Source organism: Streptomyces sp. NPDC027663 (assembly GCF_055566415.1).
In genome coordinates this window covers 1-26,397 of sequence record NZ_JBVHSK010000010.1, presented here as the reverse complement: position 1 = coordinate 26,397, position 26,397 = coordinate 1, and the positions used below count along the sequence as shown (strand labels likewise).

21 protein-coding genes, 1 pseudogene and 1 riboswitch are annotated in these 26,397 nt (G+C 70.8%); of the genes and pseudogenes, 5 read left to right on the top strand and 17 right to left on the bottom strand.

What is annotated here, in order from left to right:
* Positions 1 to 219 precede the first annotated feature (219 nt).
* A complete protein-coding gene (locus ACZ4SF_RS24750; RefSeq protein WP_468388130.1) occupies positions 220 to 2,016 on the top strand; it encodes an AMP-dependent synthetase/ligase in 1,797 nt (598 codons plus the stop codon).
* Positions 2,017 to 2,029: 13 nt separating this feature from the next.
* On the opposite strand, the gene ACZ4SF_RS24745 is transcribed toward ACZ4SF_RS24750, so the two are convergent.
* Complete coding sequence (locus tag ACZ4SF_RS24745) at positions 2,030 to 3,652, bottom strand: GMC oxidoreductase (RefSeq protein ID WP_468388588.1); 1,623 nt, start codon at positions 3,650 to 3,652, stop codon at positions 2,030 to 2,032.
* Between the two features lie 65 nt (positions 3,653 to 3,717).
* On the bottom strand, positions 3,718 to 4,860 hold the full coding sequence (locus ACZ4SF_RS24740; RefSeq protein ID WP_468388128.1) for a glycosyltransferase family 4 protein: 1,143 nt from the start codon (positions 4,858 to 4,860) through the stop codon (positions 3,718 to 3,720).
* A 144-nt stretch (positions 4,861 to 5,004) separates the two neighbouring features.
* Here ACZ4SF_RS24740 and ACZ4SF_RS24735 point away from each other — a divergent pair, with 144 nt between their 5' ends.
* Positions 5,005 to 6,240 carry a glycosyltransferase 87 family protein gene (locus ACZ4SF_RS24735; protein WP_468388586.1) on the top strand — a complete coding sequence of 412 codons (1,236 nt, stop codon included), beginning with the start codon at positions 5,005 to 5,007 and terminating at the stop codon, positions 6,238 to 6,240.
* Between the two features lie 262 nt (positions 6,241 to 6,502).
* On the opposite strand, the gene ACZ4SF_RS24730 is transcribed toward ACZ4SF_RS24735, so the two are convergent.
* From ACZ4SF_RS24730 to ACZ4SF_RS24710, 5 genes are all read right to left on the bottom strand, one after another.
* On the bottom strand, positions 6,503 to 7,720 hold the full coding sequence (locus tag ACZ4SF_RS24730) for a hypothetical protein (protein ID WP_468388126.1): 1,218 nt from the start codon (positions 7,718 to 7,720) through the stop codon (positions 6,503 to 6,505).
* 27 nt (positions 7,721 to 7,747) lie between these two features.
* Positions 7,748 to 8,758 carry a C40 family peptidase gene (locus ACZ4SF_RS24725; RefSeq protein WP_468388124.1) on the bottom strand — a complete coding sequence of 337 codons (1,011 nt, stop codon included), beginning with the start codon at positions 8,756 to 8,758 and terminating at the stop codon, positions 7,748 to 7,750.
* A gap of 235 nt (positions 8,759 to 8,993) precedes the next feature.
* Positions 8,994 to 10,025: a C40 family peptidase gene (locus ACZ4SF_RS24720; protein ID WP_468388122.1), complete on the bottom strand. Its 1,032-nt coding sequence runs from the start codon at positions 10,023 to 10,025 to the stop codon at positions 8,994 to 8,996.
* Between the two features lie 212 nt (positions 10,026 to 10,237).
* Positions 10,238 to 11,581: an NYN domain-containing protein gene (locus ACZ4SF_RS24715; RefSeq protein ID WP_468388120.1), complete on the bottom strand. Its 1,344-nt coding sequence runs from the start codon at positions 11,579 to 11,581 to the stop codon at positions 10,238 to 10,240.
* Between the two features lie 46 nt (positions 11,582 to 11,627).
* On the bottom strand, positions 11,628 to 11,867 hold the full coding sequence (locus ACZ4SF_RS24710; RefSeq protein ID WP_129309567.1) for a hypothetical protein: 240 nt from the start codon (positions 11,865 to 11,867) through the stop codon (positions 11,628 to 11,630).
* Positions 11,868 to 12,029: 162 nt separating this feature from the next.
* Here ACZ4SF_RS24710 and ACZ4SF_RS24705 point away from each other — a divergent pair.
* Together ACZ4SF_RS24705 and ACZ4SF_RS24700 are read left to right on the top strand one after the other, a co-directional pair.
* Positions 12,030 to 12,767: pseudogene (locus ACZ4SF_RS24705) on the top strand (rhomboid family intramembrane serine protease); the annotation flags it as partial.
* A gap of 202 nt (positions 12,768 to 12,969) precedes the next feature.
* Positions 12,970 to 13,251 (top strand): Lrp/AsnC family transcriptional regulator, encoded by a 282-nt coding sequence (locus ACZ4SF_RS24700; RefSeq protein ID WP_468388118.1) that lies wholly within the window; start codon positions 12,970 to 12,972, stop codon positions 13,249 to 13,251.
* A 143-nt stretch (positions 13,252 to 13,394) separates the two neighbouring features.
* Here ACZ4SF_RS24700 and ACZ4SF_RS24695 read toward each other — a convergent pair whose 3' ends face one another.
* From ACZ4SF_RS24695 to ctaE, 7 genes are all read right to left on the bottom strand, one after another.
* Positions 13,395 to 15,794 (bottom strand): protein kinase domain-containing protein, encoded by a 2,400-nt coding sequence (locus ACZ4SF_RS24695; RefSeq protein WP_468388116.1) that lies wholly within the window; start codon positions 15,792 to 15,794, stop codon positions 13,395 to 13,397.
* A gap of 157 nt (positions 15,795 to 15,951) precedes the next feature.
* Positions 15,952 to 17,325 (bottom strand): aminotransferase class V-fold PLP-dependent enzyme, encoded by a 1,374-nt coding sequence (locus ACZ4SF_RS24690; RefSeq protein ID WP_468388114.1) that lies wholly within the window; start codon positions 17,323 to 17,325, stop codon positions 15,952 to 15,954.
* A gap of 173 nt (positions 17,326 to 17,498) precedes the next feature.
* Positions 17,499 to 17,615: riboswitch (SAM riboswitch) on the bottom strand.
* A gap of 97 nt (positions 17,616 to 17,712) precedes the next feature.
* Entirely contained in the window at positions 17,713 to 18,777 is a 1,065-nt protein-coding gene (gene trpD, locus ACZ4SF_RS24685) for an anthranilate phosphoribosyltransferase (protein WP_468388112.1), read from the bottom strand.
* 120 nt (positions 18,778 to 18,897) lie between these two features.
* A complete protein-coding gene (qcrB, locus tag ACZ4SF_RS24680; RefSeq protein WP_468388110.1) occupies positions 18,898 to 20,544 on the bottom strand; it encodes a cytochrome bc1 complex cytochrome b subunit in 1,647 nt (548 codons plus the stop codon).
* Positions 20,541 to 21,599: a cytochrome bc1 complex Rieske iron-sulfur subunit gene (gene qcrA, locus ACZ4SF_RS24675; RefSeq protein ID WP_468388108.1), complete on the bottom strand. Its 1,059-nt coding sequence runs from the start codon at positions 21,597 to 21,599 to the stop codon at positions 20,541 to 20,543. The genes qcrB and qcrA overlap by 4 nt, the downstream gene beginning before the upstream one ends.
* On the bottom strand, positions 21,596 to 22,408 hold the full coding sequence (qcrC, locus tag ACZ4SF_RS24670) for a cytochrome bc1 complex diheme cytochrome c subunit (RefSeq protein WP_468388106.1): 813 nt from the start codon (positions 22,406 to 22,408) through the stop codon (positions 21,596 to 21,598). Before qcrC ends, qcrA begins: the two co-directional genes overlap by 4 nt.
* 62 nt (positions 22,409 to 22,470) lie before the next feature.
* Positions 22,471 to 23,091, bottom strand: coding sequence for an aa3-type cytochrome oxidase subunit III (ctaE, locus tag ACZ4SF_RS24665; protein WP_468388104.1), 621 nt, complete (start codon positions 23,089 to 23,091; stop codon positions 22,471 to 22,473).
* Positions 23,092 to 23,257: 166 nt separating this feature from the next.
* Here ctaE and ACZ4SF_RS24660 point away from each other — a divergent pair, with 166 nt between their 5' ends.
* A complete protein-coding gene (locus ACZ4SF_RS24660; RefSeq protein WP_468388102.1) occupies positions 23,258 to 23,659 on the top strand; it encodes a response regulator in 402 nt (133 codons plus the stop codon).
* Between the two features lie 77 nt (positions 23,660 to 23,736).
* Here the strand turns inward: ACZ4SF_RS24660 and ACZ4SF_RS24655 are convergent, their stop codons facing one another.
* The 3 genes from ACZ4SF_RS24655 to ACZ4SF_RS24645 all read right to left on the bottom strand — a co-directional run.
* Entirely contained in the window at positions 23,737 to 24,999 is a 1,263-nt protein-coding gene (locus ACZ4SF_RS24655; RefSeq protein ID WP_468388100.1) for a L,D-transpeptidase, read from the bottom strand.
* A gap of 159 nt (positions 25,000 to 25,158) precedes the next feature.
* Positions 25,159 to 25,557, bottom strand: a complete 399-nt coding sequence (locus ACZ4SF_RS24650; RefSeq protein WP_468388098.1) for a cytochrome c oxidase subunit 4 — start codon at positions 25,555 to 25,557, stop codon at positions 25,159 to 25,161.
* Positions 25,554 to 26,397, bottom strand: an 844-nt coding sequence (locus ACZ4SF_RS24645) for a cytochrome c oxidase subunit I (protein ID WP_468388096.1), incomplete at its 5' end; no start/stop codon positions are given. The genes ACZ4SF_RS24645 and ACZ4SF_RS24650, both read right to left, overlap by 4 nt.

Genomic DNA, 26,397 nt, shown 5'->3' with positions numbered 1-26,397 from the left:
CGTGGACTACTGTGCGCAAAGGAACGCCCGTGTGTGTGACGCAGCGAACATCTCGCCGGGACCCCCTGTCGTAGACGCCATACCGGCGGGTAACGTCCGGGCAGTCCAGTCGTGCTCAGGATTTCAACAAGTGAATTCCCGAGCACTTGCCCGAGCCTTGGACCGCACCGTCGCATCGCACAACGTCGTGGCGCCGGCGCCCTATGAGGAGCAGCAGTCTTGCGCGAGTTCAGCCTTCCGGCTTTGTACGAGGTCCCTGCGGACGGCAATCTGACCGACATCGTCCGCAGAAACGCCGCGCAGCATCCCGACGTCGCCGTCATCGCCCGCAAGGTGGGCCATGCCTGGCAGGACGTGACCGCCCGGGAGTTCCTGGCCGAGGTGCACACCGCCGCCAAGGGTCTCGTCGCCGCCGGGGTGCAGCCGGGCGACCGGGTGGGGCTGATGTCCCGGACCCGGTACGAGTGGACCCTCATGGACTTCGCGATCTGGAGCGCGGGCGGGGTCACCGTGCCGGTGTACGAGACCAGCTCGCCGGAGCAGGTCCAGTGGATCCTGTCCGACTCGGGCGCGACCGCCTGCGTCGTGGAGCTGGACAACCACGCGGCCGCCGTGGAGTCCGTGCGGGACTCGCTGCCCGCGCTGAAGCACGTCTGGCAGATCGAGGCCGGGGGCGTGGAGGAGCTGGGCCGGCTCGGGCAGGACGTGTCGGACCAGACGGTCGAGGAGCGCAGCTCGCTCGCCAAGGCCGACGACCCGGCGACCATCGTCTACACGAGCGGCACGACCGGCCGCCCCAAGGGCTGTGTGCTCACCCACCGCAGCTTCTTCGCCGAGTGTGGCAACATCGTGGAGCGGCTGCGCCCGCTGTTCCGTACCGGCGAGTGTTCGGTGCTGCTCTTCCTGCCGCTCGCGCACGTCTTCGGGCGGCTCGTGCAGATCGCCCCGATGATGGCGCCGATCAAGCTGGGCTGCGTCCCGGACATCAAGCACCTCACCGACGAGCTGGCCGCGTTCCGGCCGACGCTCGTCCTCGGCGTCCCGCGGGTCTTCGAGAAGGTCTACAACTCGGCGCGGGCCAAGGCGCAGGCGGACGGCAAGGGCGCGATCTTCGACAAGGCGGCGGACACCGCGATCGCCTACAGCAAGGCGCTGGACAGCCCGTCGGGCCCGTCGATGGGCCTGAAGATCAAGCACAAGGTGTTCGACAAGCTGGTCTACGGCAAGCTGCGCGCCGTCCTCGGCGGGCGGGGTGAGTACGCCATCTCCGGTGGTGCCCCGCTGGGCGAGCGGCTCGGGCACTTCTTCCGCGGCATCGGCTTCACGGTGCTGGAGGGCTACGGCCTGACCGAGTCCTGCGCGGCGACCGCGTTCAACCCGTGGGACCGGCAGAAGATCGGCACGGTCGGACAGCCGCTGCCCGGCTCGGTGGTGCGGATCGCGGACGACGGCGAGGTGCTGCTGCACGGCGAGCACCTGTTCAAGGAGTACTGGAACAACCCGGGGGCGACCGCGGAGGCGCTGGCCGACGGCTGGTTCCACACCGGTGACATCGGCACCCTCGACGAGGACGGCTATCTGCAGATCACCGGCCGGAAGAAGGAGATCATCGTCACGGCGGGCGGCAAGAACGTCGCCCCGGCGGTGATCGAGGACCGGATCCGGGCGCACGCGCTGGTCGCGGAGTGCATGGTGGTGGGCGACGGGCGGCCGTTCGTGGGCGCGCTGGTCACCGTGGACGAGGAGTTCCTGGGCCGCTGGGCCGCCGACCACGGCAAGCCCGCGGGCTCCACCGCGGCGTCGCTGCGCGAGGACCCGGATCTGCACGCGGCGGTCCAGGCGGCGGTCGACGACGGCAACGCCGCGGTGTCGAAGGCGGAATCGGTGCGGAAGTTCCGCATTCTGTCCTCCCAGTTCAGCGAGGAGTCGGGCCACCTCACTCCGTCGCTGAAGCTCAAGCGGAACGTGGTGGCGAAGGACTACGCGGACGAGATCGAGGCGATCTACGCCAAGTGATCCGGGAGTCGTCTCATGGCGCGGTGTCCTCGGCGAGGACCCGCGCCATGAGGCGTTCTGCGAGCGCGGTGATGGTGACGAAGGGGTTCACGCCGATCGACCCGGGCACGAGCGAGCCGTCGGTGACGTACAGCCGCGGGTACCCCTTCACCCGGCCGTAGCCGTCGGTCGCCCGGCCCAGCACACAGCCGCCCAGCGGGTGGTAGGTGAAGTCGTCGGCGAAGATCTTGCTGGTCGAGCCGAACAGGTCGTAGCGGTAGATCGTGGCGTTGGCCCGGTTGATCCGGTCGAACAGCTTCTTGGCCATGCCCGCGGAGACGGCGCTCTGGGCGGCGGTCCAGCCGAGTTTCACGGTGCCGGACATGGTGTCGTACGAGAACGACGCCCGCTCGGGGTTCTTGGTGATCGCGAGATACAGGCTGATCCAGTGCTCGAAGCCCATGGGCAGCGGGGCGATCTCCGCGAAGACCGGGTTGTCGGGGTTGGCCCAGTCGTCGATGCCCATGACGGGCATGGTGGCCTGGTTGGCGCCGACGGTGTCCCACACGTGGTTGGCGCGCCCGAGCATGGTGTTGCCGTTCGGGCCCCAGCCCGCGCCCACCGCGGAGTCCAGGTCGGGCAGGGTGCCGGTGTCCCGGGCGCGGACGAGGAGTTCGGTGGTGCCGATGCTGCCGCCGCCGAGGAACAGGTAGGTGCAGCCGTACTGCCTGGTCCCGACGACCTTGCCCGTGTCGTCGATCCGGTCCACGGTCAGGACGTACGTGCCGTCGCTCGCGCGGCCGACCGATCTGACCTTCTCCAGGGTGTGGACGGTGACGTTGCCGGTGCCGAGGGCCGCTGCCAGATAGGTCTTGTCCAGGCTGCGTTTGCCGTGGTTGTTGCCGTAGATGACCTCCCCGGCGAGCGCCGACCTCGTGGCGGTGCCGGCGGCCTCGCGCTGCATGTACCCGAAGTCGTAGACGTTGGGCACGAAGGTGGTCCTGAGGCCGGCAGCGGCGGCGGCCCTGCGGGAGGTCCGGGTGAACTTGTACCACTCGGTGGCCTCGAACCAGGCCGGGTCGATGGTGTTGACGCCGAGCATGGCACGGGCGCGCGGGAAGTAGGTGCCGTACATCTCGTCGGCGTCCACCGCCGGGAACTGCTCGGTGAAGTAGGCCCTCGGCGGGGTGACCGCCATGCCGCCGTTGACCAGGGAGCCACCGCCGACGCCCCGGCCGACGTACACGGACATGTGGTCGTAGTGCACGCGGTCCAGGACGCCCGGGTAGGGGCCGATGGCCTTGTTGACCACGTCCAGCCAGAGGAAGGTGGCGAGCGGGGCCTCGGTGCGGTTGCGGAACCACATGGAGCGCTGGTCGGGGGCGCTGGTGGAGCAGAACACCGTGCCGTCGGGGCCGGCGGTGTTCCAGAGGCGCCCCATCTCCAGGACGAGGGTGCGGACACCGGCCTGGCCGAGGCGGAGGGCGGCGACCGCACCGCCGTAGCCGGAACCGATCACGATCGCCGGGGAGTTGTCGGTGGCGTCGGGTTCGGCGGCGCGGGCGGACTGGAGGCCGACGCGGGTGAAGCCGAGGGTGGCCGCCGCTTGGAGCGCGGCCATACCGAGTATGTGACGTCTCGTCAGCTGACGTTGCATCAGTTTTGCTGTCATGCGCGCAGCATGTGCGGATTTTCCCGTTCCGCCTAGACTCGCGGTGCGTTTTACAGCAGAGCTTTCAACTTCTGCGCCAGCAGGTCCCAGCGCCACTTCTCCTCGACCCACTGCCGGCCCCGCTCGCCCATACGGCGGCGCAGTCCGGGGTCGCCGAGGAGGGTGACGATCCGCTCGGCGGTCTGCTCCGCCGAGCCGCCCTGGACGACCCAGCCGGTCTCGCCCTCCAGGACCGCGTCCGGGGCCCCTCCCGAGTCGCCGGCGACGACCGGCAGGCCGGTGGCCGAGGCCTCCAGGTAGACGATGCCGAGGCCCTCGACGTCCAGGCCGCCGCGGCGGGTGCGGCAGGGCATCGCGAAGACGTCCCCGGCACCGTAGTGCGCGGGCAGCTCGGACCAGGGCACGGCGCCGGTGAAGCGGACGGCGGACCCGACGCCCGTCTCGCGGGCCAGCCGGCGCAGGTCCTGTTCGTAGGGGCCGCCGCCGACGACGAGCAGGACGGCGTCCGGCTCGGCGGCGAGGATCCGGGGCATGGCCCGGATGAGGGTGTCCTGGCCCTTGCGCGGCACCAGGCGGGAGACGCAGACCACCACCGGCCGGTCGGTCAGGCCGAGCCGCGCCCGGACCTCGTCGCCGCCGGAGGCGGGGTGGAAGGTCTTCTCGTCGACCCCGGGCGGCAGCTGCACCATCCGCCCGGCCGCCTCCGCGGTGAGCGCGGTCGCTATCCGGGAGCGGGTGTACTCGCCGAGGTAGGTGATCGTGTCCGTGGACTCCCCGATCCGGCGCAGCAGCTGCCGGGCGGCGGGCAGCTGGGCCCAGCCGGCCTCGTGCCCGTGGGTGGTCGCCACCAGCCGCTCGGCGCCGGCCTTGCGCAGCGCGGGCGCCATGAGCCCGAGGGGGGCGGCCGCACCGAACCACACCGAGGTGCAGCCGTGCTCACGCAGCAGCCCGACCGCGCGCCGGGTCGCCTGCGGGGTGGGCAGCAGCATGGTCGTACGGTCGCGTACGACGGTGAAGGGCTGCTCGGCGTCGAAGGCGGCGGTGGCCGCGGCGCCCTCCCGGCCGCGCTTCCAGGTGGAGGCGTAGACGACGAGCCGCCCGGGGTCCAGCCGGAGGGCCATGTTGTGCAGGAAGGCCTGGATGCCGCCCGGCCGGGGCGGAAAGTCGTTGGTGACGATCAGGGTCTTGTGCATCGCCGCCGACCCTACCGAATGGGCCGTCCGCGGCCGGGAGCGGCCGAGTCTGTGGCATGCGCACGGCTGTGCAGGACATCATGGACGCTCGAAGCGGAATCGAACGGCGCAGAAATCGCCATGAACCGGACGACAGGGGATCACGTGGAGACGAAGGCCGCCCGGCGGTCCCCGGCATGGCTGCTCGCGACCTGGGGCGTCACCCGCGTGGCGCTGCTGCTGTTCGTGTTCCGCGTGTACACCTTCCCGGGCCCGGACGTCACGTCGGACGTGTCGGTGATCTACCGCGGCTGGTACGAGGTCCTGCGGCACGGAACGTTTCCGCTGGACGACGTGACCTGGCAGTACCCGCCGGCGGCCGCCCTCCCGATCCTCTCCCCCGCCGTCCTGCCCTTCCTGTCGTACACGCACGCCTTCTTCGTGCTGGCCTGCCTGGCCGACGCGGTCGTGCTGGCCCTGCTGCTGTCCGCGGGCCGGCACGCCGGGCGGTCCCGGCGCGGGGCGTGGGTCTGGGTGGCGGGCGTGCCGCTGCTCGGGCCGACGGTGTACGCCCGCTACGACGTGACGGTGACCGCGGTGGCCGTCGGCGCGCTGCTCGCCGGGGCCCGGCACCCGCGGGTGATGGGCGCGCTGACCGCGTTCGGGGCGCTGCTCAAGGTGTGGCCGGCGCTGCTGCTGGTCGGTGCCGTGCGGCGGCGGGCCTGGGCGTCGGCGGCAGTGACCGCGGCCGGCCTCGCGGCCCTGTTCACGGTGTCCATGCCGGGCGCCTTCGCCTTCCTGACCTTCCAGCGGGACCGCGGCACCGAGGTGGAGTCGGTGGGCGGCCTGGTCTTCCATGTGGCCCGGCACTTCGGATGGCACGGGCAGGTGCTGCTGAACTACGGGTCGATCGAGTTCATCGGCCCGTACGTGGACCAGGTCAGCACGGCCGCGCTGGCGCTGACCGGGATCGCGTTCGCCTGGCTGCTGCTGTGGCGGCTGCGCGCGAGCCGCTTCGCCCCGCACACCGTCGCGGACGCGGCCCTCACGGCGGTGCTGCTGTTCACGGTGACCAGCAGGGTGATCAGCCCGCAGTACCTGGTGTGGCTGGTCGGCCTGGCCGCCGTCTGCCTCACCCACGCAGCCGGCCGCATGACGGCACCCGCCGTGCTGGTCCTCCTCGCGTCCTTCATGACGGTCCTGGAGTTCCCGCTCGGCTTCTCGCACGTGGTGCTGAGCGACTGGTACGGCATCACCCTGCTGGCCCTGCGCAACGGCCTGCTGGTGACGGCGACCCTGGTCGCGGCCCACCGCCTCTGGCAGTCCACGGTCCCCCCGGCCCGCACCGCCCCCTTCCCCCCTCAGCCCGCCCGCGCCACGGAGACACCGGTCTCCTCCTGACGTCCGGCCCGCCGCGGCGACGCCGCCACGGCCGCGCACCGGACGGCCGTCGCGAGCGCCGGCGCCAGGCAGACGCCGGGCAGGCCGAGGCCGCACACACCGTCTGCCGGCCGGTGTCCCGGCGGGCGCCCTCGCCGTCGCCCCTGGTGTGCACGGTGTGGATGGCGGCGGCCTGCCGCACCGCGTGGAAGGCCATGGTGGCGAGGTATACGACTTGTACATGACCTTGTAGGCGAAGGGCTGCGGGAGGCCGTCGGGGTGCTCAGCCGAGCTGCTTCGTGAGGTAGTCGCGCCAGCCCGCGGTGAACTCCTGCGGGGTCGTGCCCAGCACGGTGCGCAGGGCATCGTCGACCGCGCCGGCGCGGTCGGCGTGGGCGCCGACCGCGCGGTAGAAGGCGGCGAGGCGGCCCGGGCCCCACCGGTCGGCGATCATCCGGCAGGCGAGCCAGCCGGTCTCGTAGGCGCGGGCCAGCTTCGTGGCTTCGGTGGTGAAGGCGAAGTCCTCGTCGGCGGGGAGGGCATCGGGCACCTCGCCGTCGCGGACGGCACGGGCGAGTTCCGGGGCGATGTCGGCCGGACTGCGGCCGGTGTCGAGGTAGCCGATCCAGTCGGCGTAGCCCTCGGAGAGCCACAGGGGGGTGGCGGCGGTCGTGTGGGCCCGGGTGGCGACATGGGTCGTCTCATGGGTGAGGACGACCTGCTTGCCGAGGTCGCCCAGCTCGGCGTAGGCCTCCGGGTTGACCACCACCCGGTCCGCCGGTGCCCGGCCCGGGGCTCCCGCGGGCTTCGCCCGGCCCTTCGCCTCGCTCGCCTCGCCCGTGGTGACGGCGGCGATGCCCTGGTAGTTGGCGGCGGGCGAGCCGAGCAGGGCCGCCATGCCGGCCAGGGACCGCGGCACGAGGACGACGACCCGGCGGGTCCAGTCCGTGCCCCACGCCCCGGAGACGGCCGGTACCGCGTGATCGGCCAGCCCGGCGTACATCTGCAGGCCCCCGGCGGACGAGCCGGTGCCCAGCACCAGGCTGTGCGCGCCCTTCACGGCGGTCACCGTGCCCTGGTCCCACAGCTGCTGCCCGGCCTTCTCGGCGGGCTCGTCGGCGGTGACGTACCACCCGCCGCCGGCGCGGCGGCCCAGGGTGAGGGTGCGGCGCGCGTCGACGGGGGCCTTGTCGTACCCGGCGACGCGGTAGTGCAGGTCGGCGTCGGCGGTGGCACCGGAGGCGGTGCGGTGCAGAGCGGTGACCTGGTAGCTCCAGGAGGCCAGCGGCAGGGCGCGCAGCCGGACGTACTCCGTGCGGGCGCCCGTCGCGGCGTACGCCGTCTCGTCGTGGCCGAGCAGGGCCGCCGAGCGCCGGTCGAGCACCTGCTGCACCTCCGCCCGGGCCGGGTCGTCGGCCGTCCCCCCGCCGCATCCGGCGAGGGGCAGCAGCAGACTGAGCCCTACGGCCCCGATGCCCCACGCCCGTCTGCGACCAGCCACTTCCCGATCGTACGGCGCTCAGCGCCGTCAGGGCCGGGTCACCGAGGAGACCGGCATCATCCCGACCGGGTCGTAGCGCACCGGGGCACCCGGATAGGGCGCGTGGATGACCTGCCCGTTGCCGGCGTACATCGCCACATGGCTGGCGTCCGAGCGGTAGACGACCAGGTCGCCCGGGCGGGCCTGGGAGAGCGGGACCTGCCGGCCGGCGAGGCGCTGCTCCTGCGAGGTGCGCGGCAGATGGATGCCGGCCTGCGCGTACGACCACTGCATCAGGCCGGAACAGTCGAACCCGGAGGGGCCGTTGGCCCCCCACACGTACGGGCGGCCGAGGGCGGAGCGGACGGCCGCCAGGGCCGCGGCGGCGCGGCCGTCGGCGGCGACGGCGCCGCCCGGCTCGGGCAGGTCGCCGCGGCTGCCCCGGGAGGCCCGGTCGTAGGCGGCGCGTTCGCCGTCGGGCAGGGCGTTGATCAGCTGCCGGGCGCGGGCGAGCTTCCGTTCCACGGTCCGCTTGTGGGCGGCCACGGCCTTGCGGCTGCGTTCGAGCTCCGCGAGCTTACCGGTCGCCGCCGCGCGCTCCTGGGCCAGTTCGCGCATCGCGGACTGCAGTTCCCTGAGCTGTCCGGCCTGCCGGGTGCCGATGCGGTCGAGGGTGGCGGCCTTGTCCAGGTAGTCGCCGGGGTCGTCGGAGAAGAGCAGGGCGACGGCCGGATCGATGCCGCCGGCCCGGTACTGGGCGCCGGCCAGCGAACCCAGCCTCTCCCGCAGGGTGTTGATGCGCTGCTGCTGCCGGGCGATGTGGTCCTGCGCGTCCCTGACCTCGCGGCGCAGCACCCCGGCGCGCTCGTCGGCCTTGTCGTAGGCCTGGGTGGCCTTCTCGGCCTCTTCGTACAGACGGTCCACCTCGGCGCGGGTGCCGGTGCCCGGCGCGGCCTGCGCCGGTACGGTGCCGAGCGCGGCGGCCGCGACCGACAGCACGCACAGGGCGGTGGCGCCCCGGTCGAATCCGGAAGGTGCAAGGCGGCGATGGGACCCCACGGCAGTCCTTCTGCTGACGGACAGAGACGGTCTCCCGGGCGCCTGAGGACGGGGAGGCCCCGGCGCCGGGGAAACGCGGCAGACAGTAGCCGTGCGGAGGGGCCGCGGCCAAAGACCGAGGCGTCAACGCAGAGTGACACCCCGCCCGAGACGCAGGTCACGGACGGGGCGTGGGGTCAGTTCCGGTTGCCGGGATTCGCCCGTTCGGGCGCCGGCGTGTCCGGCCGACCGGGGGTCAGACCCGGACGCCGAACTGGAACGGCATGTTGCCGATCGCCTCGTAGCGGACGACGGCACCGGTGTGCGGGGCGTGCAGCACCTGGCCGTTGCCCGCGTACAGGCCGACGTGGTGCAGGTCGCCGTAAAAGAAGACCAGGTCGCCGACCTTCAGGTCGCTCATGCCGATCCGGGTGCCGTAGTTCGCCTGTGCCTCGGAGGTGCGCGGGATGGAGACGCCGGCCTGGCCGTAGGCCCAGGAGGTCAGGCCCGAGCAGTCGAAGGAGGAGGGGCCGGAGGCGCCGTAGACGTACGGCGATCCGATCTTGCTCTGGGCGGCGGCGAAGGCAGCCTGGGCGCGTCCGGAGGCGGGCGGGGCGTCGCCGAGGTCCACCCGGTCGCTGGAGGAGCGGTCGGCCCGCTGCTGCTTGGCGGCCAGTTCCGCCTTCTCCTTGGCGGTGAGGGTGTTCAGGAGCCGCTGCGCCTCGGCGAGCTTGCCCTGGACTTCCTTCTTCTTGTTGCCCAGTTCGGTGCGGGTGGCCGAGAGGTCCTTGAGCTTCTCGGTGGCCTCGGCCCGCTCCTGGGCGAGTTCGCGCTGTTTGTCCTGAATCTTCTTCAGCGCGTCGACCTGCTGGCTGCTCAACTGGTCCAGCGTGGACGCCTTGTCGAGGAAGTCGTCCGGATCGGAGGACAGGAACAGCTGGACCGAGGAATCGATGCCGCCGGAGCGGTACTGCGCGGTGGCCAGCGAACCCAGGCCGTCACGCAGCTTGTTGAGCTCCTCCTGGCCGCGGGCGACGTCGTCCTGGATGGTGGAGATTTCCTTCTGCAGCTTCTGCTGCTTCTCCTTGGCGCCGTTGTACTTCTCGGTCGCCTGCTCGGCCTGCTCGTAGAGCTTGTCGACCTTTGCCTTGACCTCGTCCTTGCCGAGCTTCTCGCTCGGTGCGGCGTTGGCGGCGTTGGCGCTGAGCGCGACGGCAGCTGCGGCAGCGGTGGTGAGCACGGTCACGCGCGTGCGGCTCGGCTGCTTGGGTCGACGGTGGGACGCCACGGAGGACGAACTCCTTCTTGTGAGTGATCACCCGCTCGGAGGTTCGAGCCCAGACCCTAGTGACCCAGCTGTGATCAGTTCAAATCCTCACACCAAAAAATCCCGCCCCGCAATGCATTCTTTGCACGCAACTCACATGCAGTGAGAGTCGATTGACACTACGTTGCGTGACGATACGGCCAATTCGGGCATCAGCCCTGTCGATTGGACGTTCAGGACAGTCGCTTCAGAAGCACCGCAGAGGCCACGGGTCGGGCACCAGCCTTGGCGACCCCGTCGGCCACCTCGCGGTCGGTGGAGGCGACGATGACCGGACGGCCCGGCGGCTCCGCTCGCACCAGTTGGCGGATCAGCTCGTCGGCCGTGACGCCCGGCTTGGAGAACAGCACCCGAACCCCGCGCGGCGGCGCGAGCAGCACCGGCGCGGCCAGTTCGGCGCCGTCGAAGACACAGGTCACCTCGGCCCCGGTCTGCGCGGCGAGCGCCGAGAGCTGGCCCAGCAGTCTGAGCCGCTGCTTCTCCAACGGCATCTGCGGATAGCCGGTCTTGGTCACGTTGTAGCCGTCGACGACCAGATGCGCCTGCGGCAGTGCGAGAAGCTGGTCGAGAATTGCCGGATCATGCTCGGACAGGGCACGTGTCGCAATGTCCTTCGGGGTCATTCGTCCCGGTTCGACCGCATCCACGGTCTCGGCCGGGCGCACCGACACCGGAGGCAGGGCGAGTTCGCGCCGCAGCCCCTGGGTCGCGTCCAGCAGGGTGTCGAGCAGCAGCCGCACGCGCATGTCCTCCACGCTGCGCCCTTCCCGGGCCGCCCGGCGGGTGGCCTCCAGGGCGGCCTCGGCCTCGCCCAGGCGGGACTTCAGCCGGCGCGACTCGCTCTCCGCGGCCGACACCTGCGCCTGCGCCTCGGCCCGCGCGGCGTCGATGTCGCCCTGCATCCTGCGCAGCGCGGCCTCGCCCCGCTTCACGTCGCTGAGCGCGGCGCGCAGCTTGCGGTGCAGCGATTCCGCTTCCTTCTTCGCCGACTCCAGCTCGGTGCGCAGCCGTTCGGTCTCGGCGCGGGTGTGGTCACGGGCCTGGGCCAGCTCGGCGCGCAGCCGCTCCAGCTCGGCCCGGCTCTCCTCGTCGGCCCGCTCGGCGTCCGCGCGCTGAGCCTCCTCGCCGGCCGCGGTGACCAGCTTCACCCAGCCCGCCGGACGCAGTACGTAGGCCGCGGCCGCCACGTCGAGCGGGTCCGCGGCCGGGGGCGGGGAGCCGGAGTCCAGGGCACCGGCGAGTTCCGGTTGCGCCTCTCTGAACTTCTCCCCGATCCGCTGCCGGAACAGGGGATCGGTCTCCAGCGCCGCCGCCATGGCGTTCCCGGCGAACTTCGCCCGGCGATTGGGGGCGAACCGGGCGTACTGCCTCAGCTGGGCGGGCAGTTCCGCCACGGTCAGGCCGCCGAAGCCGTCCGAGACGATCTGCACGACCCGCCGGCGCACGCCGTCGGGCAGCGGACGGTCAAGCACCTCAGCGGTGCCGTCGCCCGGCCCCCCGCCTGCGGTCTCCACCATCCGTCACACCCCAATACCGAAAAATGCCTCTCCGGGAGCACTCCGCTCAGGAGCCGCTGCCCGGCCTGTCCACGAGTTCCACCTGGTCCACCGCATTGCACCAGCGACAGCGCACCGACTCGATGGTCTCACTGACCACCTCGCGCTCCTCCACCGTCGGCTCACCGGCCAGATCGAGGTGGACGTACTCGACGACCTTCGACGAGCGGGTCACGTCGAACCGGGTGAGGTTGCCGCAGAGGGTGCAGCGCCAACGTGTCGTGGCCGTCGGCAGGGGAACCGTCATCGTGACCGTCCGCTTCCTTGTCGTATACGTCGTGTGCGTCCGCGCCGCTACTCGACGCGTGTGGCTCGTAACCCTACGGCCTGGCGGGTCCTCGCCGCCCGCCCGTCTGCGGCGGCGAGGCGGTCTGTCAGCTTGCGTCCCGTTACGTCATGCTCTGTAGTCATGATCAGCACCTGGAGCACCGCGGCAGGCCGGACACTCAGAGCGGCCCGGGGCACCCCGGCACCGGTGACGTACGGCCTCATCGTCCTGTGCTGTCTGCTCTTCCTCCTCGGTCCGGCCTCCGGACTCGTCCCCGGGTACGGCTCGGGGGACGCACTGCTCGCCGCGCAGCGGGCGTACTTCCGGCGATGGGGCGTGATCCCGGCCGAGCTGTTCGACGCGCCGGCCCAGGCCGCGCTCACCCCGGCCACCGCACTGTTCGTGCACGGCAGCTGGGTGCATCTGCTCGGCAACATGCTCTTCCTCTTCGTCTTCGGGGCGATGACCGAGGAACGGATGGGCCGGGTGGAGTTCACCCTGTTCTACGTCGGCTGCGGCTACCTCGCCCTGCTGGGCTACGCGGCGGCCAACGCCGCCTCCGAGCAGTCGCTGGTCGGCGCCTCCGGGGCGATCTCGGCCGTCCTCGGGGCCTTCCTCTACCTCTTTCCCCACGCCCGGGTGACAAGTCTTCTGCCGTTCCTGTTCTTCCTGCCGCTGCGCTTCCCCGCCTGGGTGGTCCTGCCGTTCTGGGCAGCACTCCAGTGGCTGGCCGCGGGCCGGGTCTCCGACGGCCCCGGGGTGGCCTATCTCGCGCACCTGGTGGGATTCGGGCTCGGCTTCGTCTACGCGTGGATGCGGTACCGGAAGAAGAAGGGCGCACAGGGCGGCCCCGGCACGGCGGTGGTGGGCGAGGGGAAGGGAAGGGCCCGTAGGGCGGCCTTGGAAGGGCGGTGGTGGGCGACGGGGAAGGGAAGGGCCCGTAGGGCGGCCTTGGAAGGGCGGTGGGGGGCGACGGGGAAGGGAAGGGCCCGTAGGGCGGCCTTGGAAGGGCGGTGGTGGGCGACGGGCGAGCTAGAGTGAAGGCCGCCCCAGCTCCGGTCACCGAGGGAGAGAAACAGCCGTGATCACCGCGATCGTTCTGATCAAGACCAGCGTGGACCGGATCCCCGAGATCGCGGAGCAGATCGCCGCGCTGGACAGCGTCAGCGAGGTCTTCTCGGTCACCGGCACCTACGACCTGATCGCCATGGTGCGGGTCCGCCGGCACGACGACCTCGCCGATGTCATCCCGGGCCGGATCAGCAAGATCCCCGGAGTGGAGGCCACCGACACGCACGTCGCCTTCCGCACCTACTCCCAGCACGACCTGGAGGCCGCGTTCGCGATCGGCCTCGACAACTAGGCCCTGGCGACCGGGCGGACCAAGCATTCAGCGGGGCGAGCCAGGCGTCCAGCAGGGCAGGCCAAGCATTCAGCGAGGCGGACTAGGCGTCCAGCAGGGCAGGCCAAGCGTTCAGGGGGCAGGCCAGGCGTCAGCGGGGCGGGCTAGGTGTTCAGGTCCACCGCGGCGATGCCGGTGCCCGAAGGGACGTAGAGCCGGCCGCCGCGCACGACCGGGGTGTGCTGGTCGTCGCGGGCGGCGTGGCCGAGGGCCGCGTCCCAGCGCTTCTCGCCGTTCAGGTCCAGCGCCCAGACCCGGTCACCGGCTCGCGCGTACACGGTGTCGCCGGCCGTCACCGCGTACGGATCGGCCTGCTCGTCGTCGACTGTGCACGTCCACGCCACCGAGCCGTCGGCCGCCCGGACGGCATACACGCTGTTCGAGTCCGTGCCGACGGCCCTCGTCCGGTCACCCGCGGTCATCGCCGCGGCGTACGCCTCCCTGCGCCACAGCCGCCGCCCGTCCGTGACCCGGAAGCCCTGACGGATGCCGGCGGTGTCGGCGAGCAGGGTGCTGCCCGCAAGGGCGACGGCACGTACGTCGGTGCCGGCGGCCACCTGCCACTTCCGCGAGCCGTCCCGCGCGTCCAGCGCCAGCAGCGCGTCGCCGTAGCTGCCCGTGTAGATCACACCGCCCGAGACGAGGGGTGTGCCGGTGGGGCCGGCCGGGGTCTTGGCGGTCCACTTGGTGCTGCCGTCGGAGGTGTAGCAGCGCAGCCCGCCCGCGTCCGTGCCGCCGACCGAGACCAGTACGTCGGCACCGAGCAGCACCGGAACGGCGTAGCCCTCGTCGCCGAGGGTGCGGGTCCACCGCGGGCTGCCGGACGGACTGACCGCGGTGAGCCGGCGCGCCTGCTCGGCATGGAAGCCGACCACGCAGTACACGCCGTTCGCGGTGGCCACGGGGGTCGAGACGTCGTCGCCGAGCCGCACCTTCCAGCGCTTGGAGCCGTCCCGGGAGACGGCGTGCAGGACGCCGTCGGAGGTGCCGGCGTAGATGACGGAACCGTCCGGGGAGAGCGCGCAACAAGGGCCGTCCAGACCGCCGATGCCACCCAGGTCGTACTGCCAGCGCAGCACGGCGGGCCTGCCGGCGGCCGGGGTCTGCGCCATGCCCGGGGCCGACTCCTCGGGCAGCCGGTAATCGCCGGTCATCCCCTCGGTCCCGGTCCCCCGCTGCCACAGCCAGCCCCCCACGCCCGCACCGGCCACGGCGACGGCGCCACCGGCGAGCGCCTGCAGCAGACGGCGCCGACCGGGGGCGACGGCACCGAGGCGGCGAACGGCGGGGACGGTGGAGGAGGCTGGGGTGGGGGTGGGGGTGGCGGAAGAGGCAGGCGCCGGAGAAGGGGTGGCCGAGGAGGCGGGGGTGGGGGTGGGGGCAGTGTCGGACCTGGGGGCGGGATCGGACCCCGGCGTGAGTGCGGGATCGGACCCCGGCGTGAGTGCGGGATCGGCCCCCGGCGTGAGTGCGGGATCGGACCCCGGCGTGAGTGCGGGATCGGCCCCCGAGGTAGGGGCGGGATCGGCCCCCGGGGTAAGGGCGGGATCGGCCCCCGGCGCGAGGGCGGACACCGGCGCGAGGGCGGGCGCCGGTGCGAAGTACTCCACGCCGCTGGGGCGGTCTGCGGGTGCGGAGCCCGGCTCGGTCGTGGGGCCGTACCAGCCCGGGTGGAGCCCGGCGCGCAGGGTGTCCGGGGTGAACCCGGCGCTCGCCACCACCTCCTGCGGCACCGGACGCTCCAGCGGGTCCTCGCGCAGACAAGCCGTCACCAGCGGGCGTACGCCGTCCGGCACGCCGGACAGATCGAAGTCGCGGGTCAGGATGCGCAGGAGGACGACCGAGTCCTGGCCCTCGCCGAACGGCTCCCGGCCGGCCGAGGCGTAGGCGAGAACCGCTCCGAGGGAGAAGACGTCGCTCGGCGGGCCCACCTGGCCGCCGTTGCGGATCTGCTCCGGCGAGACGTAGCCGACCGAGCCGACGACCGCGCCGGTACGGGTCAGCGCGGTGGCCTCCAGGGCCCGGACGATCCCGAAGTCGATGACCCGCGGCCCGTCCGGGCCGAGCAGGATGTTGGACGGCTTGAGATCGCGGTGCACCAGCCCCTTGGCATGGATGGCACCCAGCGCCTCGCCGAGCGCGGCGGCCAGCACCCGCACCGCCGGCTCGGGCAGCGCCCCGTGGTCCAGGACGGCGTCCCGCAGATTCGGGCCGGACACGAACTCCGAGGCCATCCACGGGCGTTCGGCCTCGGTGTCGGCGTCCACGACCCGCGCGGTGTAGGTGCCCGCACCGCCGACGGTCTGCGCGGCCCGCACCTCGTGCCGGAACCGGGCACGGAAGGTGCGGTCCTCGGCGTGCTCGGCCCGTACGACCTTCACCGCGACCCGGAGTCCGGTGCGGGAACGGGCGAGATAGACCTCGCCCATACCGCCGGCGCCGAGTCTGTGCGTGACGTCGTACGGGCCGATGTGGCGCGGGTCGGTTGCGCGCAGCGATTGCACTCCGTGATCCCCCCGGTCTAGCTGCTGCCAGGGGGAGTGTATTGGGCGCCGTCGGACCTGTGGACGTCGCCCGATCGTCTGCCGGGTGCGATGGTACGGCGGGCGCGGGTCCGTCGTGGTTTCCCGCGCCGTACCCCCCGTCCCTTCGGGGCGCTGGTCACACCGCCGGGACGCAGCGGCCTTCCTCCGTGCGGTACTGCCACTTGGCGCCGTCCCGGACCAGTTCCCTGACGGCGTTGACGAAGCGCTCGACGTGCTCGTCGGGAGTGCCCGCACCGAAGCTCACCCGGATGGCGTTGAGGGACTTCTCGCCCGGGGCTGCCTCGGGGGCGCCGCACTCGCCCTGGGTCTGCGGACCGGTGCCCAGGAGGGTGCGGACCAGGGGGTGGGCGCAGAAGAGGCCGTCGCGGACGCCGATGCCGTACTCGGCGGAGAGGGCGGCGGCGAAGTGGGAGCTGTTCCAGCCCTCCACGACGAAGGAGAGGACGCCGACGCGGGGGGCGTCGTCGCCGAAGAGGGAGAGGACCTTCACCTCGGGGACCTCGGCGAGGCCCGCTCGGACCGTGCGGATCAGGTGCTGTTCGCGGGCGACCAGGGTGTCCCAGCCGGCCTCGGTGAGCGCCTTGCAGGCGGACGCGATGGAGTAGGCGCCGATGACGTTCGGGGAGCCGGCCTCGTGCCGGGCCGCGCTGTCGTGCCACTCCACGTCCACGCCGCCGTCCTGGCGCCGGGTGACCTTGCGGCTGGCGCCGCCGCCCGCGAGGTACGGCCCGGCAGCCTGCAGCCAGTCGGCGCGGCCGGCCAGGACACCGGAGCCGAAGGGGGCGTACAGCTTGTGCCCCGAGAAGGCGACCCAGTCGACGTCCAGGTCACGGATGTCCACGGGGTGGTGCGGGGCCAGCTGGGCGGCGTCCAGGACGATCCGGGCACCGTGGGCGTGTGCTGCGGCGGCCAGTTCACGCACCGGCCACAGCTCGCCGGTGACGTTCGAGGCGCCGGTGACGCAGACCAGGGCCGGCCCGTAGGGGTCGCGGTCGGCGAGCGCCCGCTCCAGGGTGCGCACGGCCTGCTGCGGGGTGCGCGGGGCGTCGAGGCAGGTGACCTTCGCGTCCTGCCAGGGCAGCAGGGAGGCGTGGTGCTCGGTCTCGAAGACGAAGACCTGGCAGTCGGCCGGGAGGCTGCGGGCCAGCAGGTTGAGGGAGTCGGTGGTCGAGCGGGTGAAGATCACCTGGTCGGCCGGCCGGCAGCCGAGGAACTCGGCGACCGCCTGGCGCGCGTTCTCGAACAGGTCGGTGGACAGCTGCGAGAGGTAGCCGGCGCCGCGGTGGACGCTGCCGTAGTAGGGGGCGTAGGCGGCGACGTCGTCCCAGACGCGCTGGAGGGCGGGGGCGCTGGCGGCGTAGTCGAGGGCGGCGTAGGTGACTTCGCCACCGGTGACGAGCGGGACGGTGACATCCCTGCCCAGAACGGGCAGCACCGCCGAGATGTCACGGCAGACGGACTGGTCGGTGGCAGCGGTGGAGACGGACATGGCGGAACTCCCGTGAAGGCAGGTGGAATTCACCGCGCGAGCAGCACACGCAGGTACGGCGGCTCGAGCGCGGTGAAGGTGAAAGGGGATGCGGAGGCGGGGCTCTGCGGCCCTATCGCATTCGCTTGCTCACGGAAGGCTCCTCGACGACCAGGACCCCTGGTTTCGCGAGGGGTCCGCGCTTGCCGTAGACCTCGCTGCCTACGACCTGGTCTTCACCCGGGGCACCCCGCCACGGACGGAGGGTTGCCGGACAGCCGGCCGGGGCCGAATGACTGTCGCTCATGACCTGGTACAGGAACGTACGCGAAATGATCGGCGCCCCGCAACCCGTGTCCGGATCGCGGGACGCACCTCGACGGGGGCCATGGGGTGTCGCGACACCCCCTAGGCGTTGCTGACGGCCACCCAGCGTTCCAGCGTGCGCTTCGCCGCGCCCGAGTCGATCGACTCCGCCGCCCGGGTCATGCCCGCGCGGATCTGCTCGGCGAGCGGCGCGTCCGTCGGTTCGAGGGCCACCAGTGCCGCCGCCGAGTTCAGCAGCACCGCGTCCCGGACGGCCCCCTGCTCGCCGTCCAGGAGTCGGCGGGCCACCTCCGCGTTGTAGGACGCGTCGGCGCCGCGCAGGGCGTCCACGGGGACGAGGTCGATGCCGACGTCACGCGGGTCGAAGGTCTGCTCCGTGACCTTGCCGTCCCGGACCACCCACACCCGGGAGGTGTCGGTGACGGTCAGCTCGTCCAGGCCGTCGTCGCCCCGGAAGACGAGTGCGGAGTTTCCGCGTTCGGCGAGGACACCGGCGACGATGGGCGCCATGCGCGGGTCGGCGACCCCGACCGCCTGGGCGCGCACCTTGGCCGGGTTGGTGAGCGGACCGAGCACGTTGAAGGTGGTCCGGATGCCCAACTGGGAGCGCGCCGGGGCGACATGACGCAGCGACGGGTGGAAGCGCACCGCGAAGCAGATGGTGATGCCGGCTTCCTCGGCGACCTCGGCGACCCGCTGCGGGGTCAGGTTCAGGTTGATGCCGAGCTTCTCCAGGACGTCGGAGGAGCCGGAGGCGGAGGACGCGGCCCGGTTGCCGTGTTTCACGACCTTCGCGCCCGTGCCCGCGACCACGATCGCGGACATGGTGGAGATGTTCACCGTCTTGGCGCCGTCGCCGCCGGTGCCGACGATGTCGACGGCCGGGCCCGGCACCTCGATCACGTTGGCGTGCTCGTACATGGTGCGGACGAGGCCGCTGATCTCCTGGACCGTCTCGCCCTTGGCCCGCAACGCCACCATGAACCCGGCGATCTGGGCGTCGGTCGCCTCCCCGCGCATGATCAGGTCCATCGCCCAGGCCGTGTCGTCGGCGGACAGGTCCTGACCGGTGAGCAGGCCGTTCAGCAGGGTGGGCCAGGAACGGCCCGCCGCGGTGTCGCCTCCAGCGGGGGTCACAGCGTTCATAGCCGCTCCTGGGTGTCGAAAGAACAATGTGGTCCCCACCCTATCCAGCCCGGGACACGGCGAAGGGCCCCGTCCGTAAGCCGGACGGGGCCCTTCTGGTGTGGCGTGGCGACGCGGGGATCAGTGGTGGCCGTGGCCGCTCGTGATCTCCTTGTACTCGTCGACGGTGGGCTTCGGGATCTGGTTGTCCTCGCCGTAGTAGGCGTTGCTGAGCTTCGCGCGCAGCTTCTCGGACGCCTTCACCTTGCGCTCGACACCGTTCTCGTCGACCGTCGGGCCGACCGCGGCCGGCTCGTACTGGTGGTGGGCCGTGAGGGTGTGCAGCTGCTCCTGGCTGAGCGGCTCGTGCACCTCGATGAACTCACCGTGCGGCAGCCGCTTGATGATGCCGGTCTCGCGGCCGTGCAGCACCTTGTCGCGGTCACGGCGCTGCAGACCCAGGCAGATCCGCTTGGTGACGAGGAACGCGATGACCGGTCCGGCGAAGAAGAAGATCCGGACGAACCAGGTCACGGCGTTGATCGACAGGTGGAAGTGGGTGGCGATGAGGTCGTTGCCACCGCCCACCAGGCCGATCATGTACACGGTCACCCAGGCGACACCGAACGCGGTACGGGTCGGGGCGTTGCGCGGGCGGTCCAGGATGTGGTGCTCGCTCTTGTCGCCGGTGACCCAGGACTCGATGAACGGGTAGACCGCGATCGCCGCCAGGACGAGACCGAAGAGCACCAGCGGGATGAACACGCCCAGGACGAGCGTGTGACCCCAGAAGTTGATCTCCCAGCCCGGCATGTAGCGGACCAGACCCTCGGCGAAGCCCATGTACCAGTCGGGCTGGGCGCCGGTGGACACCTGGTCCGGACGGTAGGGACCCATGGCCCAGATCGGGTTGATCTGAGCGACCGCGGCGATGATCGCGATGGCACCGAAGACCAGGAAGAAGAAGCCTCCGGCCTTGGCCATGTAGACCGGCAGCAGCGGCATGCCGACGACGTTCTTCTCGCTCTTCCCGGGGCCCGCGAACTGCGTGTGCTTGTGGTAGAAGACCAGGATCAGGTGGCCGACCACGAGGCCGAGCATGATGCCCGGCAGCAGCAGGATGTGGACCGAGTAGAACCGGGCGACGAAGTCGTGGCCGGGGAACTCGCCGCCGAACAGGAACATCGAGATGTACGTGCCGACGATCGGCACGGACAGGATCGCGCCCTGGGTGAAGCGGACACCGGTGCCGGAGAGCAGGTCGTCCGGGAGCGAGTAACCGGTGAAGCCGGTGAACATGCCGAGGACGAACAGCAGGAAGCCGAACAGCCAGTTGATCTCACGCGGCTTGCGGAACGCGCCGGTGAAGAACACGCGCATCATGTGCACGAACATGCCGGCGAGGAAGATCAGCGCGGCCCAGTGGTGGATCTGCCGGATGAGCAGACCACCGCGCACGTCGAAGGAGATGTGCAGGGTCGAGTTGAACGCCTCGGACATCAGCTGTCCCTGGAGCGGGATGTAGCTGCCGTGGTACTCCACCTCGTTCATCGACGGGTGGAAGAACAGCGTCAGGTACACACCCGTCAGGATGATGATGATGAAGCTGTAGAGGCAGACCTCACCCAACATGAACGACCAGTGGTCGGGGAAGATCTTGCGCATGTTGGCCTTGGCCAGGGAGTAGATCCCGAGCCGGCCGTCGGCCCAGTCGGCGATCCGCTCGCCGGCCGGTGCCTTCCCGCGGGAGCGGCCCCCCGCGCCATTTTCGTTCGGTGCAGTACTCATCCGCGCTCCCAGAATGCAGGACCGACGGGCTCCTCGAAGTCGCCGAGCGCCTGGAGGTAACCCTCGCTGTCCACGCCGATCCGCAGCTGCGGCAGGGCGTGACCGGCGGGGCCGAAGATCACTCGGGCACCGTCGGAGAGGTCGAAGGTGGACTGGTGGCACGGGCACAGCACGTGGTGCGTCTGCTGCTCGTACAGCGAGATCGGGCAGCCGACGTGGGTGCAGATCTTCGAGAACGCGACGATGCCCTCGTGCGACCAGTCGAGCTCGCGCTTGTCCTTGATGTTGCCCGGCTGCAGCCGGACGATCATCAGGGCCGCCTTGGCGATCTCGTCCTGGAAGTTCTCGTCGTGCTCCTCCAGGCCGTCGGGCATGGCGAAGGTGAGCGAGCCGACGGCGACGTCCTCGGGGCGCAGCGGCTGGTTGGTGTTCATGTTGACCAGGCGCTTGCCCTTGGCCCACAGGGTGTGGCGGAGCTTGGTGCCGGGCGCGGGGCCGAGACCGCCGAGCAGCATGACACCGGAGAGCGGCACCAGGGCCAGCGCACCGAACATGGTGTTGCGGATCAGCTTGCGGCGGCCGAGCGCGGACTCCTTGGCGCCCTCGCGGAAGTCCGCGTGGACCTTCGCGCGGACCTCGGGGGAGGCCTCGATCGGGTGCCGGTCGTCGGCGACCTCGACGTCGGACATCAGGGTGCGGGCCCAGTGGACCGCGCCCGCGCCGATGCAGAACAGGGCCACGCCCAGGGTGAGACCCAGCGCGAAGTTCATCGCGCTGATGTGCCCGATCGGGAAGACGAAGATCGACTTGTCGTTCGGGATCACCAGGTACGCGACGATGAAGCCGATGGTGGCCAGCATCGACAGCGTGAACAGCATGGCGACCACGCGCTCGGACCGCTTGGCGGCCCGCTCGTCGATGTCCTGGATGCGGTGCTCGTGCGGCGGCAGCCCCGGGTCCGCGAACGGGTTCTCCTCGTCCGCGACGCTTACCGCGCCGTGCGTGTGGTCCTGCTCAGCGGGCAGGTTCTCTTCTGGAATGTCTTGGCTACTCATGACTTCTTGGCCTTTGCGGTCCGAGCGGCGACCCAGACGGCGACCGCGATCAGCGCGCCGAGGCCGAAGATCCAGGCGAACAGGCCCTCACTGACCGGCCCGAGGCCGCCCAGCTCCAGACCGCCCGGGTTCTCCGTCTTGCTGCCGTTGACCGCGTTCAGGTACGCGATGATGTCCTTCTTGTTCTTCTCCGACAGCGTGGTGTCGGGGAAGGACGGCATGTTCTGCGGGCCCGTCTGCATGGCCTCGTAGAGGTGCTTCGGAGCGACACCCTCAAGGCTCGGCGCGTACTTGCCCTTGGTGAGGGCGCCGCCCTTGCCGGTGAAGTTGTGGCACTGCGCGCAGTTGGTGCGGAACAGCTCGCCGCCCTTGGCGATGTCCGCCCCGTCCGGGCCGTACTGCTCCTTGGTGGGCACGTTCGGGCCGGCGCCCAGCGACGCGATGTACGCGGCGAGCTGGTCGATCTGGGCCTGCGTGTAGACGACCTTCTTGCTCGGGATCTGGGCCATCTGGGAGGTGGAGGCCGGCATACGGCCGGTGCCCACCTGGAAGTCGACCGCGGCGGCGCCCACGCCGACCAGGCTCGGGCCGTCGGAGGAGCCCTGGCCACCGGTGCCGTGGCAGCTGGCGCAGCCGACCTCGTAGAGCTTCTTGCCCTCCTTGATGGTCAGGGACTGGGAGGTGTCATCGGCCTGCGCCTTGCCCGCGGGCGCGAACGCGGCGTACAGCCCCCCAGTGGCCGCCAGCGCGAGGAGTAGGACGACGACCGCCGCCAGCGGATGGCGTCGTCGTGCGGAGAGCTTTTTCACGGATTACCCCGGTGTCAGGATCTTCTGCGTCGGTGCTTCTGGATGTGCGGGAGCGGTCCCGGCTACTTGATCAGGTAGATCGTGGCGAAGAGGCCGATCCAGACCACATCGACGAAGTGCCAGTAGTAGGACACGACGATGGCGGCGGTCGCCTGCTCGTGAGTGAACCTCCTGGCCATGTAGGTACGGCCGAGGACCAGCAGGAAGGCGATGAGACCGCCCGTCACGTGCAGGCCGTGGAAGCCGGTGGTCAGGTAGAACACCGAGCCGTACGGGTCGGAGGACAGCGAGATGCCGTCCTTCTTCACCAGCTCCGTGTACTCGTAGATCTGACCGCCGATGAAGATCGCACCCATGATGAAGGTGAGGATGAACCAGCCACGGAGCTTCTTCACGTCGCCGCGCTCGGCGGCGAACACGCCGAGCTGGCAGGTGAGGGAGGAGAGCACCAGGATCGTGGTGTTCGTGGCGGAGAAGGGCACGTTGAGTGCCTCCGCCTGCTCCTTCCAGTGGACCGGTCCGGTCACCGACCGGAGGGTGAAGTACATCGCGAAGAGGGCCGCGAAGAACATCAGCTCGGAACTCAGCCAGATGATGGTTCCGACGCTGGTGAGGTTCGGCCGGTTGACCGACGGGTGCGCGTGCCCGGTTTCTACTGTCGTTGCTGTCGCCACGACCGACATTATGTCGGTCGCTTATCTCGCGCTCACTCCGGGGGGTGCCGTTCGGAGTGTTGCCACCCACCACACCGGTGTTGACGTGGTGTTCATGGGGACGACGACGGGAGTAACATCCGCCCGAACGGCCCTGTCCGTCCTGTCCGTACGACGCTGACGTCTCGGAGGAACAATGCAGCCGACCGCCACGGTGCTGGTCTACAGCGACGACTCCAACACCCGCGAGCAAGTACGGCTGGCCGCCGGGCGCCGGCCGGCTCCGGACGTCCCCCTTGTCGAGTTCGTGGAGTGCGCGACACCGGACGCGGTGCTGCGCGAGCTGGACAAGGGGGGCATCGACGTCTGCGTGCTGGACGGTGAGGCCGTGCCGATGGGGGGCATGGGCGTGTGCCGGCAGATCAAGGACGAGGTGTTCAACTGCCCGCCGGTGCTGCTGCTGATGGGCCGGCCCCAGGATGCGTGGCTGGCCACGTGGAGCCGGGCGGACGCCGCGGTGACCCTGCCGGTGGATCCGGTGGAGTTCGCCTCCGCGCTGGCTTCTCTGCTGCGCCGCAAGCGCCTGGTGGGCGCCTAGCAGCCCGGGGCCCGGGGTTCGTGCGCGGCTGCCGGTCCGTGGCCGGCCGCGCCGTTCCCCGCGCCCCATCAGGGCGCTCACACGGCTGTCGGCCGTAGGCGCACCGCATCGCCCGGTGCCGGGCCGTCCGGTCTGCCGTTGAAGAGGGCGCTGCCCGTCCGCCATTTCGCCCAGTCGACGTTCCAGTCGCCGAAGCCGTTGCCGAAGGGCTCCATCTCGTCACCGTAGGAGTTGACGACCTTGACGATGTCGCCCTCACGGATGTTGTCGTAGAACCACTCGGCATTGGCCGTGCTCATACCGGTGCAGCCGTGGCTGACGTTCGCATAGCCCTGGGAGCCGACGGACCAGGGGGCGGCATGGACGTACTCGCCGGACCAGGTGACCCGCGTGGCGTAGTAGACGGGCAGGTCGTAGGAGTCCGAGGTGCCCTCGGCGATGCCGACGGTGGTGCCGCGCATCCGTACGAAGTACTGCTTCTCCAGTACGACCTTGACACCGTTGCGGGTCTCGTAGCCGGCCTTGCCGGTGGTGACCGGGATCTGCTCGATCTGCTGGCCGTTCCTGTAGTACGTGAGCTGGTGCGCGGCCGCGTCCGTGACGACCTCGACCCGGTCCCCCGTGGTGATCTTCACCGCATTGGACTTCCCGCCCCACAGCCGGTCGCTGATCCGGACGCCGGTCAGGTTGCTGTGCGCCTGGACGGTCGCGTGGACGGGCCAGTACTCCTTGGGGCGGTAGTGGAGTTCCTTGTCGCTGACCCAGTACCAGGAGCCCGGCACGGCCGGCACGGAGTCCACCCTGAGCGCCCGCTCCACGATGGCACGCTGCGCCTTGTCCTTGATCGGCTGGTCGAGTTGTGCCGTGATGGGCTGTCCGACGCCGAACGTGCCCTTCTCCGGCCCGAAGGTGACGTTCAGGCGTTTCTTGCTGGTGGGCCTGCTGGTGTCGAAGGTGAGGACCTTGCGGCCGGGCGCGCCGTCCTCGTCCTCGGTGCTCACCCTGACCGTGTAGTGGGCGTTGGCGGCCAGCGGGGAGGTGCTGTGCCAGCGGCTGCCGTCGGCGGCCAGTTCGCCCGCCACGTAACGCCCTGTGGAGTCCTGTGCGGTGACGTCCGTGATACGGCCGTCACCGCTCTCGGCAGTGATCTCCAGGGGCTTGTCCGGGTCGGCCCGCTTCCCCGCATCCGTGGGGCCGTTGAAGGAGATCTGGTCCGCTGCGTCGTACGGCTTGGCCGACAGGGGGTTGCCGTCCGAACCGCAAGCGGTGACGCCCGCGCCCAGGGCGGCCACCAGCAGCGTGCAGCTGACGACGGTGCGGGTCCGCGGAGTGTGATTCATACGATCACGCTATGAGACGGTGACTGGACCGGCGCGCCATGTACCTCCTACGAGTGAATGGCACTGCGGCAACGGACGGACGCCGCGAACACACCGAAACGACGGGAGCCCGGACCCCTCCTGAAGAGGGGTCCGGGCTCCCGGTGCGCTCGGCGCGTACTACTGGGTGCGGTTCTCACCGTGGTAGTACTCGAACACCCAGCCGAACAGGCCGACCAGGATGATCGGGGCGGCGAAGTAGATCAGCCACCAGCCGACCGCGATGCTGAGGAAGGCGACCGCGCCGCCGAAGCCCAGCATGAGCGGCTGCCAGCTGTGCGGGCTGAAGAAGCCCAGCTCACCCGCGTCGTCCGCGACGTCGGCCTCCTTGTCGTCCTGGGCGCCCGCGTCGACCCGCCGGGCGGTGAAGCCCAGGTAGAAGCCGATCATGACGCTCAGGCCGAAGGCCAGGAAGAGCGCGGTGGTTCCGGCCGGCTCCTTCGACCACACGCCATACACGATGGCCATGATCAGAATGAAGACGCTCAGCCAGATGAACATCCGACCCTGGATCTTCACTTGCCGGCCTCCTTGCTGCCCGCGACGGCGGTGCCGTGACCGGCGTGCTCGAGCTGCTCGAGCGCGGCGATCTCAGGGTGGTGCAGGTCGAACGCCGGGGATTCGCTGCGGATCCGCGGCAGGGTGAGGAAGTTGTGCCGCGGCGGCGGGCAGGACGTCGCCCACTCGAGCGAGCGGCCGTAGCCCCACGGGTCGTCCACGCCGACCGGCTTGCCGTACTTGGCCGTCTTCCACACGTTGTAGAGGAACGGCAGGATCGACAGGCCGAGCAGGAACGAGCTGATCGTCGAGATCGTGTTCAGGGCGGTGAAGCCGTCGGCCGCCAGGTAGTCGGCGTAACGACGGGGCATGCCCTCGGCGCCCAGCCAGTGCTGGACCAGGAAGGTGCCGTGGAAGCCCACGAACAGCGTCCAGAAGGTGATCTTGCCGAGACGCTCGTCCAGCATCTTGCCCGTCATCTTCGGCCACCAGAAGTGGAAGCCGGAGAACATGGCGAAGACGACCGTGCCGAAGACCACGTAGTGGAAGTGCGCCACCACGAAGTAGGAGTCCGAGACGTGGAAGTCCATCGGCGGCGAGGCCAGGATGACACCGGTCAGACCGCCGAAGGTGAAGGTGATCAGGAAGCCGACCGCCCACAGCATCGGCGTCTCGAAGGACAGCGAGCCCTTCCACATCGTGCCGATCCAGTTGAAGAACTTCACACCGGTCGGTACGGCGATCAGGAACGTCATGAAGGAGAAGAACGGCAGCAGCACACCGCCGGTGACGTACATGTGGTGCGCCCACACCGTCACGGACAGACCGGCGATCGCGATGGTCGCGGCGATCAGGCCCATG

Coding starts and splice junctions, on each gene's coding strand:
- ACZ4SF_RS24745 (WP_468388588.1), bottom strand. CDS start 3,652: ATGCAACGTCAGCTGACGAGACGTCACATACTCGGTATGGCCGCGCTC.
- ACZ4SF_RS24740 (WP_468388128.1), bottom strand. CDS start 4,860: ATGCACAAGACCCTGATCGTCACCAACGACTTTCCGCCCCGGCCGGGC.
- ACZ4SF_RS24715 (WP_468388120.1), bottom strand. CDS start 11,581: ATGGTGGAGACCGCAGGCGGGGGGCCGGGCGACGGCACCGCTGAGGTG.
- ACZ4SF_RS24710 (WP_129309567.1), bottom strand. CDS start 11,867: ATGACGGTTCCCCTGCCGACGGCCACGACACGTTGGCGCTGCACCCTC.
- ACZ4SF_RS24690 (WP_468388114.1), bottom strand. CDS start 17,325: ATGTCCGTCTCCACCGCTGCCACCGACCAGTCCGTCTGCCGTGACATC.
- trpD (WP_468388112.1), bottom strand. CDS start 18,777: ATGAACGCTGTGACCCCCGCTGGAGGCGACACCGCGGCGGGCCGTTCC.
- qcrB (WP_468388110.1), bottom strand. CDS start 20,544: ATGAGTACTGCACCGAACGAAAATGGCGCGGGGGGCCGCTCCCGCGGG.
- qcrA (WP_468388108.1), bottom strand. CDS start 21,599: ATGAGTAGCCAAGACATTCCAGAAGAGAACCTGCCCGCTGAGCAGGAC.
- ctaE (WP_468388104.1), bottom strand. CDS start 23,091: ATGTCGGTCGTGGCGACAGCAACGACAGTAGAAACCGGGCACGCGCAC.
- ACZ4SF_RS24660 (WP_468388102.1), top strand. CDS start 23,258: ATGCAGCCGACCGCCACGGTGCTGGTCTACAGCGACGACTCCAACACC.
- ACZ4SF_RS24655 (WP_468388100.1), bottom strand. CDS start 24,999: ATGAATCACACTCCGCGGACCCGCACCGTCGTCAGCTGCACGCTGCTG.